The following is a 17,942-nucleotide window of genomic DNA, read 5'->3' as shown; positions in this document are numbered from 1 at the left end:
GGCCCGGGTGCATCCGTGTACTGCACGAGGATTAGCTGGTGACGCCCTTGAGCTCGTCGCCGAGCGCGGCGGCTTCCTCCGGGGTCAGTTCTACGACGAGCCGACCTCCGCCCTCGAGCGGGACGCGCATGACAATGCCCCGTCCCTCTTTGGTTGCTTCGAGGGGACCGTCCCCGGTCCGGGGCTTCATGGCCGCCATTCCTGCTCCCTCCAGATCTTCTGCCGTCGTGACCCGGACTTTTGCCGGGTCCACGGGCCCATTCTTCCCTATCGCAACAATGGCCGGAAAGCTGCGTCGGGTTTGGCCCCCTCCGGCGGGTGTCCGGAGGTGCCCGGTCAGCGGCGGGGAACCCAACAGCCCGCGAGGTGGTCGTCCACCATCCCGACCGCCTGCATCAGCGCATATGCCGTGGTAGGGCCCACAAAACGGAACCCTCGACGTTTCAGTTCCCGCGCAAGCGCTGTCGATTCCGCGGTGACCGCGGGCACCTCGTCGACCGACCGCACCCGAGCCGGGCGTGGCGGCGGCGCGAACGACCACACCAGCGTGTCCAGGTCGGTGTCGGTCAGTGCGAGCACCGCACGGGCATTGCCGATCGCGGCCTCGATCTTCGCCCGGTTGCGGACGATCCCGGCGTCCCCGAGCAACCGCTCCACCTCGGCGGGCCCGAATGCCGCGACCGCGTCGACGTCGAACCCGGCGAAGGCGTCCCGGAAGGCGGTCCGCTTGCGCAGGATGGTGATCCAGGCCAGCCCGGACTGAAAGGCCTCGAGGCAGATCCGTTCGAACAGGGCGTCCCGTCCGTGCAGCGGCGCACCCCACTCGTGGTCGTGGTAGTCGCGGTAGAGCGTTGCCCCGGGGGCATCCACCGCCCACGGGCAGCGGACCCGCCCGTCCTCGGTCACGACGGCTCCCCGTCGCTGTCCGTCGCCGCCGTGTGCGGGGCCGCCGCCTGCATCCCGGTTCGGGCGTCTGCCAGTTGTGCCCGCAGCGAATCGATCTCGGCGCCGAGCCGGTCCAGCGCCCAGTCCACCTCGCTGGCCTTGTATCCGCGCAGCACCTGCTGGAACCGCAGATCCTGGACGTCGGCGCCGGTCACCTCCCGGGTGGGCAGCGCGGTGACGGTGGTCGCGGGCGGCAGCGGTGCCATCTGCTCGCCACGACCGAACGCCACGGACGCCACCAGGAACAGCACCCCACCGACGAGGGCCATGATGATCAGGTAGAGCAGGACCGTGAACATGGCCCCGATCCTGTCACGCCTCCCCGACAGCAGAGGCAAGGGACGGCAGGGTCAGGGGCGCAGCGTGTTCATCGGCGGCCGGTCGACAAGGGACACCTCCGTGGTGCGCGGCAGGAACGAGTCACCGTCGGCGAGGAACTGGGTCAGTCCCGCCTCCGAATCGTCCACCCCGCAGCGTCGCAGCATTGTCCCGATGATCTGCCTGCTCATCACGCCGAGCTCAACCAGCGGCCGGTTGCGGTGCTTGCGGACACCGAGGTTGACCTGGCCGATCGCCCGCAGGCCGAGCCGGTCGTAGGTGTCGAGCAGCAGGCCGATCTCGACGCCATAGCCGGGCGCGAATGGCACCGCGGACAGCAACTCCCGTGTGCCCGCATACTCGCCGCCGAGCGGCTGCAGCACCGAGGTCAGCTCGGGCCGCAGCGCCGCGAGCAGCGGCCGCGCCACCAATTCGGTGACCCGCCCGCCGCCGGTGGCGTCCTCGGTGCCGCCGACCCGCAGCGGCCGCCGGTAATAGCCCTTGACCAGGTGGATGCCGTCGACCGTCAGCAGCGGGCCGAGCAGCTTCGGCACGAACGCCGGGTCCGGGTTGATCAGGTCGGAGTCGACGAACGCGACGAGGTCGCCGGTCGTGGCGGCGAGCGACCGCCACAGGACCTCGCCCTTGCCGGGGACCGGGGCCAGCTCCGGCACCGCGTCCTCGCGGGACACCACGGTGGCGCCTGCGGCGGCGGCGCGGTCCGCGGTCTCGTCGGTGGACCCGGAGTCGAGGACGATCAACTCGTCGACCAGCCCCCCGAGCAGCGGATGAATCGTGTCGACGACCGCGGCGACGGTCCTCTCCTCGTTCAGTGCGGGCAGCACCACCGAGACGGTGCGGCCCGCCTTCGCCGCCTCCAACTCGGCGACGGTCCAGTCCGGGTGGTCCCAGCTGTTGGCCTCCAACCACGCCCGAGGTGCCCCGGCCGGGGTGGATCGCGACGCGGGCGCGGCCGTCCTCATGCCAGTCCCCGCACGGTGCGCACCGGCGCCCGGGTGCCGGCGATCGCGGCGATCATGTCGACGACGCGGCGGGTGGACGCGACCTCGTGCACCCGGAAGACCCGTGCGCCGTGCGCCGCCGCCCATGCTGTCGCTGCCAAGGTGCCCTCCAAGCGTTCGGCGAGTTCCACTCCGAGAGTCTCCCCGACGAAATCCTTGTTGCTCAGCGCCATCAGCACCGGCCATCCGGTTTTGACGAGATCGTCCACCCGTCGTAACAACTCGAGCCCGTGGAAGGTGTTCTTCCCGAAATCGTGGGTCGGATCGATCAGGATCGAGTCCCGCGGGACCCCCAACGCCAGCGCCCGCTCGGCAGCGGGCACCACCTCGTCGATGACATCGGTGACCACATCGGCGTATCGGACGCGGTGCGGCCGGGTCCGGGGCACGGCGCCACCGGTGTGCGAGCACACATACCCGGCGCCCAGTTCCGCGGCGACCGCGACCAGTTCGGGGTCGGCACCCGCCCAGGTGTCGTTGATCAGGTCGGCGCCTGCGCCGCACGCCAGCCGGGCGACCTCCGCCCGCCACGTGTCGACGGAGATGATCAGGTCCGGGTACCGGCCCCGGATGGCCTCGACGAACGGCACGACGCGGCGGATCTCCTCCGCGGCGTCCACCTCCGCACCCGGACCGGCCTTGACGCCACCGATATCGACGAGGTCGGCACCCTCGTCCACCGCCCGCCGGACGGCGGTCATCGCCGCCTCGTCGGTGAAGGTGGCGCCCCGGTCGTAGAAGGAGTCCGGGGTGCGGTTGACGATGGCCATCACCAGGGCGCGGTCCGTCGCGACGGGCCTGCCACAGAGCGTCGACGCCTGCGACGGCGAATCTCGGCGCGGCGCGGTGTCCGCTCGGGTGACGTGGGTCATGACTTCATGGTGTCATGCAGGCGTCGAGCGCCCGATCGACGTCCGCGGTGACCGTCAGTGCGTCCAGGGCGAGCTGCTGGACGAAGCCACCGGCACGGAGGCCGTCAAGCCAGGTCAGCAGTCCGGTGTAGTGCCCGACCGGGTCGAGCAGCACCATCGGCTTGTCGTGCATGCCGAGGTAGCCCGCCGTCCACGTCTCGAACAGTTCCTCGAGGGTGCCGATCCCGCCGGGCAGGGTGATGAAGGCGTCGGCGCGGTCCTCCATGATCTGCTTGCGCTCACGCATCGTGTCGGTGACGATCAGCTCGTCCGCATCGACGTCGGCAACCTCCCTGTGCACCAAGGCTTTCGGGATGACACCGATGGTGTTGGCGCCGTTGGCGCGGGCCGACTCGGCGACCGCACCCATCATCGACACGTTGCCGCCGCCGGACACCAGCTGCATTCCGCGGCGCCCGATCTCGGCGCCGAGCCGGGACGCGAGCGCAAGGAACGAGGGGTCGACGGGACCGGACGCGCAGTACACGCAGACCGCGATCGGGCGGCCGGTCACCACTCGTCCACCTCCTCGCGTGCCTCGGCCAGCTCCTCCCCGTCCTGGGACGCGACCACGATGGCCACGGCCTCGGCAACGCTGTCGGTGACGTGGATGAGGTCGACGTCGCCCGCGGAGATCTTTCCCTCCGCGACGAGGGTGGTGCGGATCCAGTCGACGAGCCCGCCCCAGAAGTGCGAGCCGATGAGCACGATCGGGAACCGGGTGATCTTGTTCGTCTGCACCAGCGTGAGCGCCTCAAACAGCTCGTCGAGGGTGCCGAACCCGCCGGGCAGGCAGACGAACGCCTGCGAATACTTGACGAACATCGTCTTCCGCGCGAAGAAGTAGCGGAAGTTCATGCCGAGGTCCACCCACTCGTTGAGCCCCTGCTCGAACGGCAGCTCGATGCCGAGACCGATGGAGAAGCCGCCGGATTCGCTGGCGCCCCGATTCGCGGCTTCCATGACACCGGGCCCACCGCCGGTGATGACCGCATAGCCGGCGTGCGCGAGCGCGGCGCCCAGTTCCCGGCCGAGCGCGTAGTCGGCGTGCTCCTCGGCGGTGCGGGCGGACCCGAACACGCTGACCGCGCGCGGCACCTCGGCAAGCGCGTCGAATCCCTCGACGAACTCGCTTTGGATGCGCAGCGCCCGCCACGGGTCGGTGTGCACCCACTCGGCGGGCCCCCGCCGGTCGAGCAGCCGCTGGTCGGCGGTGGAACGACCCGCCTTGCGGTCGCGCCGCAGCTGGACCGGGCCACGATTTTTGACCGTGGCGCTGGCGCGCTTGCCGGTGCTGCGCTTCGCGGGACGTCCTGGGGTCTTGTCTGGAGCCATGCGGCTCAGGCTATAGGGCCCGCCGCCGCGGCTGATCGGGGTCGAGCGCGACGGCGGCGCCGGGCATGGGTCGCTCAGTTGCTGAGGTAACCCCGCAGCACCGCGGTCACGTCGGTGATCTGCGCGGTCGGCACCCGTTCGTCGCGCTTGTGCGCGAGGTTCGGGTCGCCGGGGCCGTAGTTCACCGCGGGGATGCCGAGCGCCGCGAACCGGGACACGTCGGTCCAGCCGTACTTGGCGCGGACCCGTCCCCCCGCCGCGGCGATCAGGTCCGCCGCCGGCGGCGCCGTCAGGCCAGGCAGGGCGCCGGGTGAGCTGTCGGTCACCTCGAACCCGAGACCGAGACCGTCGACCACCTCCCGCACGTGCTCGACGGCCTGCTCCACGGTGCGGTCGGGCGCGAAGCGGAAGTTCACGTCGATCTCGGCGGCGTCCGGCACCACGTTGCCCGCAATCCCGCCCTCGATGCGCACCGCGGACAGGCCCTCCCGGTACCCGCAGCCGTCGATGTCCACCGACCTGGGCTGGTACTCGGACAGCCGCTGCAGCAGCGGGCCGAACTTGTGGATCGCGTTGTCCCCCAGCCACGACCGCGCCGAATGCGCGCGGGTGCCGGTGGCGGTCAGGCGCACCCGCAGCGTGCCCTGGCAGCCGGCCTCGATGAACCCGCCGGTCGGCTCCCCGAGCACCGCGACGTCGGCACGCAGCCACTCCGGCAGCTCGCGCTCGATCCGGCCGAGGCCGTTGTAGGTGGCCGCGATCTCCTCGCAGTCGTAGAAGACCAGCGTCAGGTCGTGGGCGAGGTCCTGCACGGTCGCCGCGAGGTGCAGGAAGACCGCGTCCCCGGACTTCATGTCGACGGTGCCGCAGCCGTGCAGCACGTCCCCCTCCGCCGAGTCCCGCTCCCGCCTGCTCGGCACGTTGTCGGCGATCGGGACGGTGTCGAGGTGCCCGGCGAGCAGCACCCGGCTCGGCAGCCCGAGACCGGTGCGGGCGAGCACCGCGTTGCCGCTGCGGATCACCTCGAAACCGATAGTCTGCTCGCGCAGCGCCAACTCGACGGCGTCCGCGATCAGCGCCTCGTCGCGCGAGACGCTCGGAATGTCCACGAGCGCGGCGGTCAGGTCGATCGGGTCGGCGTGCAGGTCCAGATTTGGCAGCGCAGTCACGCAGCCCAGCCTATTCCGGCGCACCCGCGCGGGTGCCCAGCGCCCGTTCACGGGACTAGGGTGTCACTACACGAGGGCCTGGTTCCGAGCGGAAGCGGAGGGCATCGTGCCGGACGAGAACAAGCATCGGAAGCTGCACCGTTCCCTGGTGGAGCGGATCTTGACCGGGGCGGGTGAGGCCGCATCGGCGGACCGGGCCAGCGCCTTCGCAGGCACCGGTCTTCCCCCTGCCGTGCAGCCGCTGATCGACAAGGTGGTGGACGGTCCGACGCGGGTCACCGACGCCGACGTCGCCGCGGCCGAAGCCGCCGGATACAACGAGGATCAGCTCTTCGAACTGGTCGTGTGCGCCGCGGTCGGTCGGTCGTCGCGCCTCTACCACGCGGGCCTGGCTGCGCTGGACGCCGCCACCGACCGGCGGGTCGACTGATGCGCCTGCGCATCCTCGACTCCGGCCACGACACGAGGACCAGGGTGCTGTTCGCCCTGATCCGGACGCTCTCCCGGCATCCGGTGCCGGATGCAGCCAAGATCGTCGCGTACCGGCCCGACTTCTACGGGACCCGCGCCAAGGAGTTCACCCACGAGGCGATGCGGGGGCCGTCCGCATGGTCGGTCGCCGACCGGGAACTCATGGCGGCCTACGTCTCGCGGGTAAACGAGTCCGCGTTCTGCGTCGGCGCGCACACCGCGACCGCGGCGCGCGCCTCCGGGGATCCGGGGCGGGTGCGCGCGGTTCTCACGGACCTGGAGTCGGCCCCCGTCGACGAGGGTCTTCGGGCGACGCTGCGGATGCTCGGCATCCTCACGCGGACCGGGACGGTGGGTGTCGCGGACCTGCGGGCGGTGGTGGACGCCGGGGTGCCACGCCAGCAGATCGAGGATGCGCTGGCCGTCTGTGTCGCCTTCGACACCACCAACCGGCTCGCCGACGCCTTCGGCTTCGCGCTGCTCCGTCCCGGGGACTTCGACGCCGGGGCGAAGTACCTGCTCCGGCGGGGCTACCGATGACCGCGCGTCACACCTCGTAGATCGCGCCGTCGAACCCGGCCCGGAACAGCCGCCCCGCGGAGAAGCCGGCGTCGCCGTCGCCGTAGGTGAGGACGCTGGACATCGGCAGCCCGGATGCGAGGACGCAATACCGGCCGGGGCCGTCGACGCGGAGGATCTGCCCGGACACATCGGTGGGGACCACCGGCCTGCCCTGCGGGTCGAGCACCAGGCCGTCCGGTGCGGCGATCACGTCCCCGCCGGTGAAGGTGACCACCGACTCCGGTGCGCCGGGGTTCGCGGTGGGAATCCGGCTGACGCCGGGGTCGGCGAAGGTCCGCGACACGTAGAGGTACCGGTCGTCGGCGCTGAGGGCTGCGCCATTGGCGCTGGGAAGCACCGCCCAGTCCGGCTGCACGACCCCGTTCGGCAGCACCCGGCCGACCAGTGAGCCGAAGTCGTTGGTGGCGTACACCGTGCCGTCCCCGGCGACGGCCAACCCGTTCGCCGCGCTGAGTCCGGACGCGAACGGCCGCACCGCGCCGGAGGTGACGTCGACGGCGACGATCCCGGCGGACCGGGTGACATCGCCGGTGAGGACGCGGGCGTCGGCGCCGTATCCGACGAGCAACGACCCGTCCGGTGTCCATGCGAGGCCCCCCGCGCCGCCGCTGGGGACGGTCGCGATCGGCACCGCCGGTGCCCCCGGCCGATCCAGCCGCAGGACCCGCCCGCTGGCCAGGTCGGTGACGTACAGTCGGCCCGCAGCGTCGACGGTCGCGCCCTCAAGCACCGCACCGGGCACGCTGCCCACGACCACCGGCGAACGCGCGTCGGGGCAGCCGGGCGCGGCCACCGCGGCGGGCGCGACGAGCGCCTGCGCGGCCAGCGTGCCGACGCTGATCGCCGCGGCCGCGGCGAGATATCCGATCCTGGTCCGTCGCATGACGGCACCTCCCTCGGGTGGGTCCGCTACCAGCGTTGCACGAGGTAGGCGGCGGTGCACGCGTCGCAGGGCGGTAACCTGGACACCCGTGAGCATTCAGGGAGCTACCGCAGTCGGTATTGCCAACGTGACCACGGGTGGGGTCGTCCTCGACACCTGGTACCCGGAGCCCGCGCTCGGCGAGGCCGCCGAGACCGGCACCGCCGTCCTCGACGGCGCCGACATCCCGGCCGAGCTGGCCGCGCTGACCGGCGAGGACACCGACCGCGGCGTCACCCGGGTCGCGGTGCGCACCTCGATCGCCGATCTGTCGGCCGCGCCCGTCGACGCGCACGACGCCTACCTGCGCCTGCACCTGATCTCGCACCGCCTGGTGCGGCCGCACGGGGTGAACCTCGACGGCGTGTTCGGTCTGCTCGCGAACGTGGTGTGGACCAACTTCGGTCCCTGCGCGGTCGACGGCTTCGAACTGGTCCGCGCGAAGCTGCGGGTCCGCGGCCCGGTCACCGTGTACGGCGTCGACAAGTTCCCGCGGATGGTCGACTACGTGGTCCCGTCCGGCGTCCGGATCGGCGACGCGGACCGGGTCCGGCTCGGCGCGCACCTGGCGTCCGGCACCACCGTCATGCATGAGGGCTTCGTCAACTTCAACGCGGGCACCCTCGGCAACTCGATGGTCGAGGGCCGAATCTCCGGCGGCGTCGTCGTCGACGACGGCTCCGACGTCGGCGGCGGCGCCTCGATCATGGGCACCCTCTCCGGCGGCGGCAAGGAGGTCATCTCGGTCGGCAAGCGCTGCCTGCTCGGCGCGAACTCCGGCCTGGGCATCTCCCTCGGCGACGACTGCGTCGTCGAGGCCGGCCTGTACGTCACCGCGGGTACCAAGGTCACCGGCCCGGACGGCACCGTCGTCAAGGCGAAGGACCTCAGCGGGCAGTCCAACATCCTGTTCCGACGCAACTCCGTCACCGGCGGCGTCGAGGTGGTCGCGAAGACCGGCACCGGTGTTGAGTTGAACGCCGCCCTGCACGCGAACGACTGACACCGCCGCGATGACCCGCCCCGAGGAACAGCCCACCCCGACCACGACCACGGAGGGCGACACCTCCCACCTCGGTCACGGCCTGAAGGTCCGTCATCTGACGATGATGGGCCTCGGGTCGGCGATCGGGGCCGGGCTGTTCCTCGGCACCGGCGTCGGCATCGCGAAGGCGGGGCCAGCGGTCCTCGTCTCGTACGTGATCGCGGGCATCATCGTGATCGCGGTGATGCGGATGCTCGGCGAGATGGGCGCCGCGATCCCCGCGTCCGGATCGTTCAGCCACTACGCCCGGATCGGCATCGGCGAATGGGCCGGCTTCACCTTGGGGTGGCTGTACTGGTTCATGCTGATCATGGTCCTCGGCGCCGAGATCACCGGTGCGTCCGCGATCGTGCACGGCTGGCTGCCCGGCGTCCCGCAGTGGGTGGTTGCGCTGGTGTTCGTGACCTTCTTCGCGGTGGTGAACCTGTCGAAGGTCCGCAACTTCGGCGAGTTCGAGTTCTGGTTCGCGGCGATGAAGGTCACCGTGATCATCGCCTTCCTGGTGATCGGGGTGCTGCTGGTGTTCGGCCTGCTGCCGGACACCGACCCGGTCGGTGCAACGAACCTGTTCGGCGAGGGCGGGTTCATGCCGAACGGCATCGCGGGCATCTCCGCGGGACTGTTGGTCGTCGCGTTCGCGTTCGGCGGCATCGAGATCGTCACCATCGCCGCCGCCGAGTCGAAGGATCCGGAACGGTCCATCGCGACGGCGGTCCGCAGCGTGGTGTGGCGGATCAGCGTCTTCTACCTCGGGTCGATCGCGATCATGGTGTTGGTGCTGCCGTGGAACTCCGAGCAGCTGCAGAGCGGCCCGTTCGTCGCCGTCCTGAACGAGGCGAACCTGCCGTACGTCTCCGGGTTCATGGAGCTGGTCGTGGTGGTGGCGTTGCTGTCGGCGTTCAACGCGAACGTGTACGGCACGTCCCGGATGGCGTTCTCCCTCGCCCGCGACGGGGACGGACCGGCCGCGCTCACCAAACTCTCCCCGACCGGGGTGCCGACGAACGCGGTGCTGGTGTCGGTGTTCTTCGGGTTCGTGTCGGTGCTGCTGAACTGGTTGCTGCCCGATTCGCTGCTCTCGATCCTGCTCAATGCCGTCGGTGCCGCGCTGCTGGTGGTGTGGATCTTCATCGTCGTCGCCCAGCTGCGACTGCGCAGGCGCATCGAGGCCGAGGGCCGGTTGACGGTGAAGATGTGGGGATTCCCGTACCTGAGCTGGCTGACCCTGACCGCCCTCGGCGGCCTGATCCTGTTGATGCTCACCGACACCGACGCCCGCAAGCAGTTGATCTCCACGGCGATCCTGACCCTGATCATCGCCGGACTGTCGGTGCTCAACGCGCGGCGCAGGAAGGCCAAGGCGCAGCTGCAGCCCTGACCGACCGTAGGGTCGACGAATGCCGCGCCGAGCACTGTTCGACCCCAGCGACCGGGACCGGTTCAACGCGGAGCGACAGCGTTTCGACTGGAGCCTGCTGCAGAACGGGTCGGTGCACCGCTACGACACGGCGTTCCACCTGCGCGCTGCCTGCGATCGGCTCGCTGGCCTCGGCTACCTGGTGCATCGGATCGACGGGAGCCGCTGGACCTCGGCGAGCGATATGTTCGACGCGCTCGCCGACGCGATGTCGTATCGCCGGTCCTACGGTGGGTCGACATCGGCGCTGGCCGACGTGTTCGCCGATGTCGGCGCGTTCGATTTCGGCAGTGACCCGGCGACGACGGGCACCGTCCTCGCGATCGCCGGATTCGATACCGTCGCAGGCACAGACCGGCGCACCGCACACCTGGTGCTGGACCATTTCGCCAGGGAGGCACGGTTGGCCGGGTTGTACGGACACCCGATGCTGTGCCTGGTCGAGTCGGCCGCTCGGGACCTCGGCCCGGTTGGCGGTGTTGACGTGCACCGCGGGAGCGTGTGGGACGCCGAGCCGGATCCGCCGTGGCCGTTCCATGACACCGACATCGTCGAGCACCTCGTGCACGCCTACCTCACCGAGCCCGCGGGAGCCGAGTACGTTGCCGCGCTCCGGGAGGTTCTCACGGATGCACTCGCCGGGATCGGCCGGTGGCAGGTGGTCGGTCCGGCACCGGTGCCCGAATCCACCGCCCGATTTCATGAGCGATACCGCTCCGAGCCGCCGCCCGTGGGAACTCGTCTGATGGAGGTGTCGATCGGCATTCGAGGCGAGGGCGACCACACGGCACTCGCCGACAAGCTCGTCCGCGTCGTGCATGACGCGGGGTTGCAGTTCGACGAGGTGATCTCGGGGTTCCACCCGGCGGGCAGCGAGGCACGAGAGGCGGCGCTGACCCGGTTCCCCGAGCTGCGCTGACATAGCAGTGCGGTGATCTCGTCAGGATGTCACGGCACCTCCCCGCCCGTCGCCGCCCCGCCACCCTCGCCACCGCCACCGGTGCGGCGATGCCGATACCCCTCACAATTCGGATCCCACTCCGCCCGCCACGCCTGCAGATCGGCCGCATTGCGGGCGGTGATCACGCCATGCAGGATCCCGAACAACTCGTCGAGATGGTGCCGATGGTTGACCCGCGGCGTTCGAGTCGGGTCGATATGCGCGGGCGGCGTCCACTCGGTTCGACCGGGATGACCCGAGCCGGGACCCGCGACCGCGGTCCCCCAGCCACCGGGACCGTCCTTCACCAGCGCGTGACAGCCATCGCACACGAGATCGAGGGAATCGATGTCGGTGCGGCCGTTACGATCCCACTCGACGAGATGATGGACGGCGGTCATCGTCGCGGGCGCATCGCAGCCGGGCCGGGTGCACCCCCTCGACGCCGCAATCAACGCCAAACGCTGATCCGCCGAAGCCAACCGTTTCGCCCGACCAAGGTGCAGCGGCCGACCCGCGTGATCAAAAAGCACCAGCACCGGATGCGCCCGCTCCGCAAGCCGCAGCGCATCGGTGATCGGGACGATCCCCCCGGAAGCGGTGGTGACCACCCCCGACGCCTCCTCCAACTGCCGCAGGGTCATCGTGATGATCGCCGTCGCGGGCAGCCCCCGATGCCGACCCAACGCCCCCGACCCGAGCAGGTGCCGCAACCCGACCTGCAACGCATCATGATTGCGCTGACTGGTCGTGCGGGTATCGCGGGCCGCCGCCCGCACCATCGCATCGTGATCGAGATGCTCGGCCTCGCAATCCCCGGACGGGGAGTCCGGGTCGTCGGGGTTGTTCATTCCCGGCCGGGCCATCTTCGCCAGCAGCGGCTCGAGCAGCGCCCGCGTCTGCGGGTCGAGCAACCCGGAGATCGGGGTCATGAGGTCGGCCCGTTGCCTCCCGACCCGCAACCCGCGTTGCCTGGCCCGGTCGGCATCGGAGAAGTTCCCGTCCGGATTCAGGTACGCGAGCAGGTCAAGACCCGCCCGCAGGACGTACTTCGGGTCGGCCTGCCGCGCGACCATCGCCAGGACCGCCTCCGCCGCCTCGCGCTTCGCGTCGTCGACGGACGCCGGGATCTGTCGCATGATCTCCCGGACCGCCTCGACATGCTTGAGCCCGATCTCGCCCTCGCGCAACGCTTTCGCGGTGTCCGGGTACACCGCCCGCAGGCCCTCACCACGGCAGTCGTGCCAGGTGCCGGTGTCCTTCGCGGACCGCAGCCGCGACTGCGCCTGCGACTCGCTGATCCGGACGGTCTTGACCAGAAACTCGACCGGCGACCTGACGTCGAACACCGCGTGCAGCGACCGTTCGGCGGATTCGACGAGAACCTGCTGATCGGCGGCCACCAGCTTCCGCATCGACCGCTCGAGGCGCTGCAGCACATGAACGATGTCGTCGTTGGACAGGCCGGTCAGCCCGTCTCCGAGGAGACGGTCGACGGCGGCGTCGAGGGCGGACAGGTGCTCGTCCACCCGCTCCACCGACCCCGCAGCCCCCGAACTCATGTTCGAAGTTTACTGCGGGGGTACGACATGTTTCCCGGAACTGAACAGCTCACCCACCGCGGCGCACTCAGTAGGGGCAGGCACTTCCCGAATCAGAGTGCGTTGATCCGCCGATAGGCGGTTCCCCCGACTGGGGTTCGTGGTGCCTACTGGGTGATGTGGCGGCAGACCAGCATGTGGTGGGCGCCCCTTTGAAAGCGATACTCGACCTCAACGACTTCACCCTCGACACCACGGCCCCGAAGATCGGTGAGCAGTGTGTCTAGGTGTGGGTAAAGTGCCGCGGATCCGGAAGCCACCAGAGGGAAGATCCGCACCTCGCTGCGAGAGACGCGCATTAGTTCGGTGAGCGCTTCGAGGTGGAAGGTCAGATCGAGACGATCGGAATAGCTGAACAGCAGGTGGGAGCTGACTACGAGGTCGAAGCTGGCATCGGGGAACGGCAAGGCAGGTAGCCGCCCTGCCACGTAGTGGTGCGGGTTCCGAGTGATGTCTGCGGCGAACTCCTCGACCGCGTGCTGGCGCAGGCGAAGATGCTCATCGGGGTCCGCGAAGAATGTCCAGTCGTAGTGCTCCAAGTTGGCACGGATGTAGCGGTTCCCACGGCAGGTTTCGGCTGCCACAATGCCGGCCAACTGCTCGGCCTTCCGATCGAAATAGGCCATGTCACATGCCGTCGCGTCACCGCCAAGGCGGTTCACAGCACTGGTGAGACCTGCTGCACCGCCGGGGCAGTCCAGGATCTTCCGAGACAGGTCACGCTCGGTGAGATTGAACATGGCCTTGTACTCGTCGAGTGAACGGGAACTGATCAGCATCTCGCCGATCCCAACCGTGGGGGACTGGTCGCCGTCGCGGGTCATCTGGGTGGTTTCCTCTCGAATTGAGGCCACCCCATCGCGCCAGCCGGTATCACCGCGGGAAGCGAGTGCAATCGGCCACCAGAGAGGCGGCCGAAGGATCACAGTCGATCAGGCCGCTACGGAGCGCGGCCACCAGGACTGTGTGCGGATAATCACCACCTCATTAAACACGGCCGAGAAGCTGAACCCGGACATGCCCAGGTTCATCGGAGCGGCGCCCGCGTCAGCGCTCAATCTGTGTGGTGGACCGGTGCCGGACCGCGAAGTTCACCGACCGGGCGATGAAGCACATCTCGTTCGCCTTCTGGTGCAGCGACTCGATCTGGGCCAGCAGGTCCGCGTCGAGGGCGCCGCGTGGGTCCAGGTCGCGCACCGTGACCTCGGGGTTGAGCGTGACCTCGGTGAACTGTCCTGCGCCGCTGGGTTCCTCGGCCATCGTCCCGGTGGGACGGTCGGTGTACCCGGTGACCACGACCCCGGCGGACGCGGCCAGGCTGAGGAACCAGAGCATATGGCACTGAGCCAGCGAGGCGACCAGCAGTTCCTCAGGGTTCCACCGCTCGGGGTCACCCCGGAAGGCGGGATCCGAGCTGCCGGGCAGATCGGGTTTCGCCGGGGCCGATACTCGGTGCTCGCGGCCATAGGCGCGGTGATTGGCCGTGCCGACGCCCCGATTCCCGGTCCAGGCGACGGTAAGGGCGTAGTGGTGTTCGCGCACGCGCCGATCCTCGCAGATCAGTGCGAACTGCTGGCCACTGTCCGGGAGTACGTGTCCAATTGCAGCTTTCAGCGTTGCCTGGATCGGTAGTTGTCGTTCTCCTGCCGCGGGACTGCTGCACAATCGGTTCATGGGGGAACAGGCTGATCGGCTTGCACGTGGCGAGTGGTACCTCGATGACGCGGAGCTGAGTGAGCGGCGCATGGACTGCTGGCGTCAGCTCGACTCCTTCAACGGCGCAGCCGCAGGGGACGAGTCCAGACGTGTCGAGGTTCTCGCCAGTCTTCTCGGTGAGGTCGCCGATGAAGCCGTCGTCGTGCCGCGGTTTCAGTGCAGCTACGGATACAACATCCGGCTCGGTGCGAACTCCTTCGTCAACGCGAACGCATTTTTCATGGATGACGCGACGATCACCATCGGCGCGAACGTCAGAATCGGTCCGGGTGCGCAGTTGATGACAGCTCTGCACCCTGTCGACGATCATCGCCGTCGCCGTGAGGGGTGGGAGCGCGCCGCACCGATTGTCATCGGCGAAAACACCTGGCTCGGGGCCTCGGTGACTGTCGGTGCAGGGGTTTCCATCGGCCGCAACACCGTCATCGGCGCCGGGAGTGTGGTGCTACACGACATACCTGATCACGTCGTCGCCGCAGGTTCACCGGCAGTGGTGATCCGAAAGACCCCTACTGAGGGTGATCTCGAGACGCCAGGTGCGCCCAATCGATCCCAGAATCCAGATACCTCGCTCTGAGGGAAGCACAAGGGATCCCGGAGAACACCATTCATGCCCCCTGTCGGCGCCTACTCAGACTGGAGCGTGCCGCGTCCCCACCGGACACGGACGACCGACGGAACGCCCCTGCCACCGAATCGACGGATCCGCCGCATCAACCCCGCCACGCCGGTTCCCCGACGTAGGGTCGGCGACATCGATAACCCGTTCCCGAACAGGAGTTCCCGTGAGTTTCGTTCTCGTCGAGCGGCCCCGTGAGCACGTCGCGCTGGTCACCCTGAACCGGCCCGAGCGGATGAACGCGATGGCGTTCGACGTGATGATCCCGCTGAAGGAATCCCTCGAGGCGATCAGCAACGACAGTTCGGTGCGCGCGGTGGTGCTCACCGGCGCGGGCCGCGGCTTCTGCTCCGGCGCCGACCAGACCTCGGCGGGCCCGATCCCGCACACCGACGGCCTGACCCGGCCGACGATCGCGCTGCGGTCGATGGAACTGCTCGACGAGGTGGTGCTGACGCTGCGGCGGATGCACCAGCCGGTGATCGCGGCCGTCAACGGCGCGGCGATCGGCGGCGGCCTGTGCCTGTCGCTGGCCGCGGACATCCGCATCGCGTCCTCCGAGGCGTACTTTCGCGCGGCGGGCATCAACAACGGCCTGACGGCAAGCGAACTGGGCCTGAGCTACCTGCTGCCGCGGGCCATCGGCTCGTCCCGCGCCTTCGAGATCATGCTGTCCGGGCGGGACGTCGACGCCGCCGAGGCCGACCGGATCGGCCTCGTCACCCGGCTGACCGGGCCGGAGGATCTGCTCGACGAGTGCTTCGACCTCGCGCAGCGGATCGCGTCGTTCTCCCGCCCCGGCGTCGAGCTGACGAAACGGACCCTGTGGTCGAGCCTGGACGCGTCCTCGATGGCCCAGCACATGAACCAGGAGGGCCTCGGTCAGCTGATGATCCGGCTGCTGACCGACAACTTCGAGGAGGCGACCGTCGCCCGCAGGGAGAAGCGGGAGCCGGTGTTCCGCGACCGCACATAGCTCCCGTCTGGACGCGCCGGGCCGAGTGCGGCAGGGTCGGGGCATGGGCGACCGAGACGTCGACACCGGCAACATCCGACCCATCGAGTCGGGCATCGTCACCGACTTCACCGACCGGATGAGTTACGGCTCGTACCTCGACCTGGGCACCCTGCTCGGGGCGCAGCATCCGGTCAGCGTCCCCGAGCACCACGACGAGCTGCTGTTCATCGTCGCCCACCAGACGAGCGAGCTGTGGCTGAAGCTGACGCTGCACGAACTCGCTGGCGCGAAGTCGGCGCTCGCCCGCGACGACATCGCGGTGGCGTTGAAGTGCATCGCGCGGGTCAAGCACATCCAGCGGTCGCTGACCGAGCAGTGGTCGGTGCTCGCGACGCTGACCCCGACCGAGTACTCACAGTTCCGCGGGTTCCTCGGCAACGCATCGGGTTTCCAATCGTTCCAGTACCGGGCCGTGGAGTTCATCCTGGGGAACAAGAACGCGGGCATGCTGCCGGTGTTCGAGTCCGCCCCGGCCGCGCACGCCCTGCTGTCCCGGCTGCTCGACGAACCGAGCCTGTACGACGAATTCTGGCGGCACCTGCACCGCGCCGGGCTGCCGGTCCCGGAGTCGGCACTGCACCGGGACGTCCGGGCGCCCTACGCCGCCAACCCGGATCTGCTACCGCTGATCCGGGGCGTCTACGAGCATCCCCACGACCACTGGTCGGCGTACGAGTCGTTCGAGGAACTGGTCGACCTGGAGGAGAACTTCCAGCTGTGGCGGTTCCGGCACCTGCGGACCGTGCTGCGCATCATCGGCACCAAGCCCGGCACCGGCGGGTCGAGCGGGGTGGGATTCCTGCAGCGCGCCCTGGATCTCACGTTCTTCCCGGAACTGTTCGCGGTCCGCACCGAAGTGGGACGGTGAACCGGTGACCGGGATCGGACGATGACGACCATCGCGGTGCGGGAGGCCTGGATCGGCCGGTGGACCGGCCCGACCCGGTTCACGCTGCGCGGCGGCCGGATCGGATCCGACGCACCCGAGCGGCCCGCCGACCCGGCGACCGATCTCCCCCTCGACGGCACCCTCTTCCCCGGGTTCCGCGACGCGCACGTGCACCTCAACCTCGTCGACGCCCGTGCCCTGTTCGCCGGCGGTCTCGACGAGGTGCACGACCTCGGCGCCCGGCTCGACGCGGCCGCCGGGTGGCGGCGCGGGGATCCGCCGCCCGGGCTGCCGCGGATCAGGTTCGCCGGGCAGTTCCTCACCGCACCCGGCGGCTATCCGAGCGACCGGGCCTGGGCCGCAGCCGGATCGGTCCGGGAGGTCACCGGGCCGGACGATGCGGACGCGGCGGTCACCGAGCAGGTCTGTGTCGGGGCGGATTTCATCAAGGTCACGGTGAATTCGGCGGCCGGTCCGGTGTTCGACGACGACACCCTTGCCGCGGTGGTTGCGGCCGCGCACCGGCTCAGTCGCAGCGTCGTCGCGCACGCCGAGGGCGACGGTCAGGCGGCCCGGGCGGTCGCCGCGGGCGTCGACGTCCTCGCGCACACGCCGTGGACCGAACGGCTCGGCGACGATCTGATCCGCGCGGCCGCCGCCTCGATGCGCTGGATCAGCACCCTCGCGATCCACGACGGCGCCGACCGGCTGTGCGCGGTCGACAACCTGCGCCGCTTCCACGCGGCGGGCGGACGCGTGCGCTACGGCACCGACCTCGGCAACGGCGACCTGCCGCTCGGCGTCAATGCGGCCGAGATCGCGGGGCTGTTCGACGCCGGGCTGACCCGAGCCGAGGTCCTCGCCGCGTTGATCGACGGCGACGCGGCCGCACGGTTCGCCGCCGGGCCGCGACGGATCTGCTGGGTGCCCGGTGTCCCGCCACCCGACGACCGCGACTTCGCCACCTGGCTGACCGGCTCCCGGGTGGCCACCGGCACCGACCTGGAGGAAGCGCAGTGACC

21 protein-coding genes are annotated in these 17,942 nt (G+C 69.8%); 9 read left to right on the top strand and 12 right to left on the bottom strand.

Going from position 1 to position 17,942, the window contains the following annotated elements; all coding sequences use genetic code 11:
- Nucleotides 1-31: 31 nt before the first annotated feature.
- The 8 genes from ACFWPA_RS04530 to dapE form a co-directional block, all read right to left on the bottom strand.
- Nucleotides 32-199, bottom strand: coding sequence for a DUF3117 domain-containing protein (locus tag ACFWPA_RS04530; RefSeq protein WP_003931055.1), 168 nt, complete (start codon nt 197-199; stop codon nt 32-34).
- A gap of 137 nt (nt 200-336) precedes the next feature.
- The gene (locus ACFWPA_RS04525; protein ID WP_378505844.1) at nt 337-906 is read right to left on the bottom strand and encodes a DNA-3-methyladenine glycosylase I; all 570 of its coding nucleotides are present in this window, start codon (nt 904-906) and stop codon (nt 337-339) included.
- Nucleotides 903-1,244 (bottom strand): DivIVA domain-containing protein, encoded by a 342-nt coding sequence (locus ACFWPA_RS04520; protein ID WP_378505843.1) that lies wholly within the window; start codon nt 1,242-1,244, stop codon nt 903-905. The genes ACFWPA_RS04525 and ACFWPA_RS04520 overlap by 4 nt, the downstream gene beginning before the upstream one ends.
- 51 nt (nt 1,245-1,295) lie before the next feature.
- Nucleotides 1,296-2,246 (bottom strand): glucosyl-3-phosphoglycerate synthase, encoded by a 951-nt coding sequence (locus ACFWPA_RS04515; RefSeq protein WP_378505842.1) that lies wholly within the window; start codon nt 2,244-2,246, stop codon nt 1,296-1,298.
- Nucleotides 2,243-3,157, bottom strand: a complete 915-nt coding sequence (gene folP, locus ACFWPA_RS04510) for a dihydropteroate synthase (protein WP_378505841.1) — start codon at nt 3,155-3,157, stop codon at nt 2,243-2,245. The genes ACFWPA_RS04515 and folP overlap by 4 nt, the downstream gene beginning before the upstream one ends.
- Before the next feature lie 4 nt (nt 3,158-3,161).
- On the bottom strand, nt 3,162-3,713 hold the full coding sequence (locus ACFWPA_RS04505; RefSeq protein ID WP_378505840.1) for a TIGR00730 family Rossman fold protein: 552 nt from the start codon (nt 3,711-3,713) through the stop codon (nt 3,162-3,164).
- Entirely contained in the window at nt 3,707-4,531 is an 825-nt protein-coding gene (locus ACFWPA_RS04500) for a TIGR00730 family Rossman fold protein (RefSeq protein ID WP_378505839.1), read from the bottom strand. Before ACFWPA_RS04500 ends, ACFWPA_RS04505 begins: the two co-directional genes overlap by 7 nt.
- Before the next feature lie 74 nt (nt 4,532-4,605).
- Entirely contained in the window at nt 4,606-5,691 is a 1,086-nt protein-coding gene (dapE, locus tag ACFWPA_RS04495) for a succinyl-diaminopimelate desuccinylase (RefSeq protein WP_378569777.1), read from the bottom strand.
- 115 nt (nt 5,692-5,806) lie between these two features.
- On the opposite strand from dapE, the gene ACFWPA_RS04490 reads away from it, so the two are divergent.
- The gene (locus ACFWPA_RS04490; protein ID WP_378569701.1) at nt 5,807-6,130 is read left to right on the top strand and encodes a hypothetical protein; all 324 of its coding nucleotides are present in this window, start codon (nt 5,807-5,809) and stop codon (nt 6,128-6,130) included.
- Nucleotides 6,130-6,711, top strand: coding sequence for a carboxymuconolactone decarboxylase family protein (locus ACFWPA_RS04485; protein WP_378569700.1), 582 nt, complete (start codon nt 6,130-6,132; stop codon nt 6,709-6,711). The genes ACFWPA_RS04490 and ACFWPA_RS04485 overlap by 1 nt, the downstream gene beginning before the upstream one ends.
- A gap of 7 nt (nt 6,712-6,718) precedes the next feature.
- Here ACFWPA_RS04485 and ACFWPA_RS04480 read toward each other — a convergent pair whose 3' ends face one another.
- On the bottom strand, nt 6,719-7,636 hold the full coding sequence (locus ACFWPA_RS04480; protein WP_378569699.1) for an SMP-30/gluconolactonase/LRE family protein: 918 nt from the start codon (nt 7,634-7,636) through the stop codon (nt 6,719-6,721).
- Nucleotides 7,637-7,724: 88 nt separating this feature from the next.
- On the opposite strand from ACFWPA_RS04480, the gene dapD reads away from it, so the two are divergent.
- The 3 genes from dapD to ACFWPA_RS04465 are packed head-to-tail and all read left to right on the top strand — an operon-like array spanning nt 7,725 to nt 11,056.
- A complete protein-coding gene (dapD, locus tag ACFWPA_RS04475; RefSeq protein WP_378505835.1) occupies nt 7,725-8,678 on the top strand; it encodes a 2,3,4,5-tetrahydropyridine-2,6-dicarboxylate N-succinyltransferase in 954 nt (317 codons plus the stop codon).
- A 10-nt stretch (nt 8,679-8,688) separates the two neighbouring features.
- Nucleotides 8,689-10,098, top strand: a complete 1,410-nt coding sequence (locus ACFWPA_RS04470; protein ID WP_378569698.1) for an amino acid permease — start codon at nt 8,689-8,691, stop codon at nt 10,096-10,098.
- A 19-nt stretch (nt 10,099-10,117) separates the two neighbouring features.
- A complete protein-coding gene (locus ACFWPA_RS04465; protein ID WP_378569697.1) occupies nt 10,118-11,056 on the top strand; it encodes a barstar family protein in 939 nt (312 codons plus the stop codon).
- Between the two features lie 29 nt (nt 11,057-11,085).
- Here the strand turns inward: ACFWPA_RS04465 and ACFWPA_RS04460 are convergent, their stop codons facing one another.
- The 3 genes from ACFWPA_RS04460 to ACFWPA_RS04450 form a co-directional block, all read right to left on the bottom strand.
- Nucleotides 11,086-12,639: a DUF222 domain-containing protein gene (locus ACFWPA_RS04460; protein ID WP_378569696.1), complete on the bottom strand. Its 1,554-nt coding sequence runs from the start codon at nt 12,637-12,639 to the stop codon at nt 11,086-11,088.
- Nucleotides 12,640-12,785: 146 nt separating this feature from the next.
- The gene (locus ACFWPA_RS04455) at nt 12,786-13,502 is read right to left on the bottom strand and encodes a methyltransferase domain-containing protein (RefSeq protein ID WP_378569695.1); all 717 of its coding nucleotides are present in this window, start codon (nt 13,500-13,502) and stop codon (nt 12,786-12,788) included.
- 223 nt (nt 13,503-13,725) lie between these two features.
- Entirely contained in the window at nt 13,726-14,220 is a 495-nt protein-coding gene (locus ACFWPA_RS04450) for an OsmC family protein (protein WP_378569694.1), read from the bottom strand.
- Nucleotides 14,221-14,350: 130 nt separating this feature from the next.
- Between ACFWPA_RS04450 and ACFWPA_RS04445 the strand changes: the two genes are divergently transcribed.
- From ACFWPA_RS04445 to ACFWPA_RS04430, 4 genes are all read left to right on the top strand, one after another.
- Nucleotides 14,351-14,971 carry a sugar O-acetyltransferase gene (locus tag ACFWPA_RS04445; protein ID WP_378569693.1) on the top strand — a complete coding sequence of 207 codons (621 nt, stop codon included), beginning with the start codon at nt 14,351-14,353 and terminating at the stop codon, nt 14,969-14,971.
- Nucleotides 14,972-15,179: 208 nt separating this feature from the next.
- Nucleotides 15,180-15,989, top strand: coding sequence for an enoyl-CoA hydratase (locus tag ACFWPA_RS04440; RefSeq protein ID WP_378569692.1), 810 nt, complete (start codon nt 15,180-15,182; stop codon nt 15,987-15,989).
- A gap of 43 nt (nt 15,990-16,032) precedes the next feature.
- Nucleotides 16,033-16,899 carry a tryptophan 2,3-dioxygenase gene (locus tag ACFWPA_RS04435; RefSeq protein WP_378505828.1) on the top strand — a complete coding sequence of 289 codons (867 nt, stop codon included), beginning with the start codon at nt 16,033-16,035 and terminating at the stop codon, nt 16,897-16,899.
- Nucleotides 16,900-16,920: 21 nt separating this feature from the next.
- On the top strand, nt 16,921-17,940 hold the full coding sequence (locus ACFWPA_RS04430) for a hypothetical protein (protein ID WP_378569691.1): 1,020 nt from the start codon (nt 16,921-16,923) through the stop codon (nt 17,938-17,940).
- Nucleotides 17,941-17,942 lie beyond the last annotated feature (2 nt).

The sequence above is a fragment of the Rhodococcus sp. NPDC058505 genome, from assembly GCF_042720095.1.
Classification (GTDB): Bacteria; Actinomycetota; Actinomycetes; order Mycobacteriales; family Mycobacteriaceae; genus Rhodococcus_G.
This window is presented reverse-complemented; position numbering and strand designations above follow the sequence as displayed.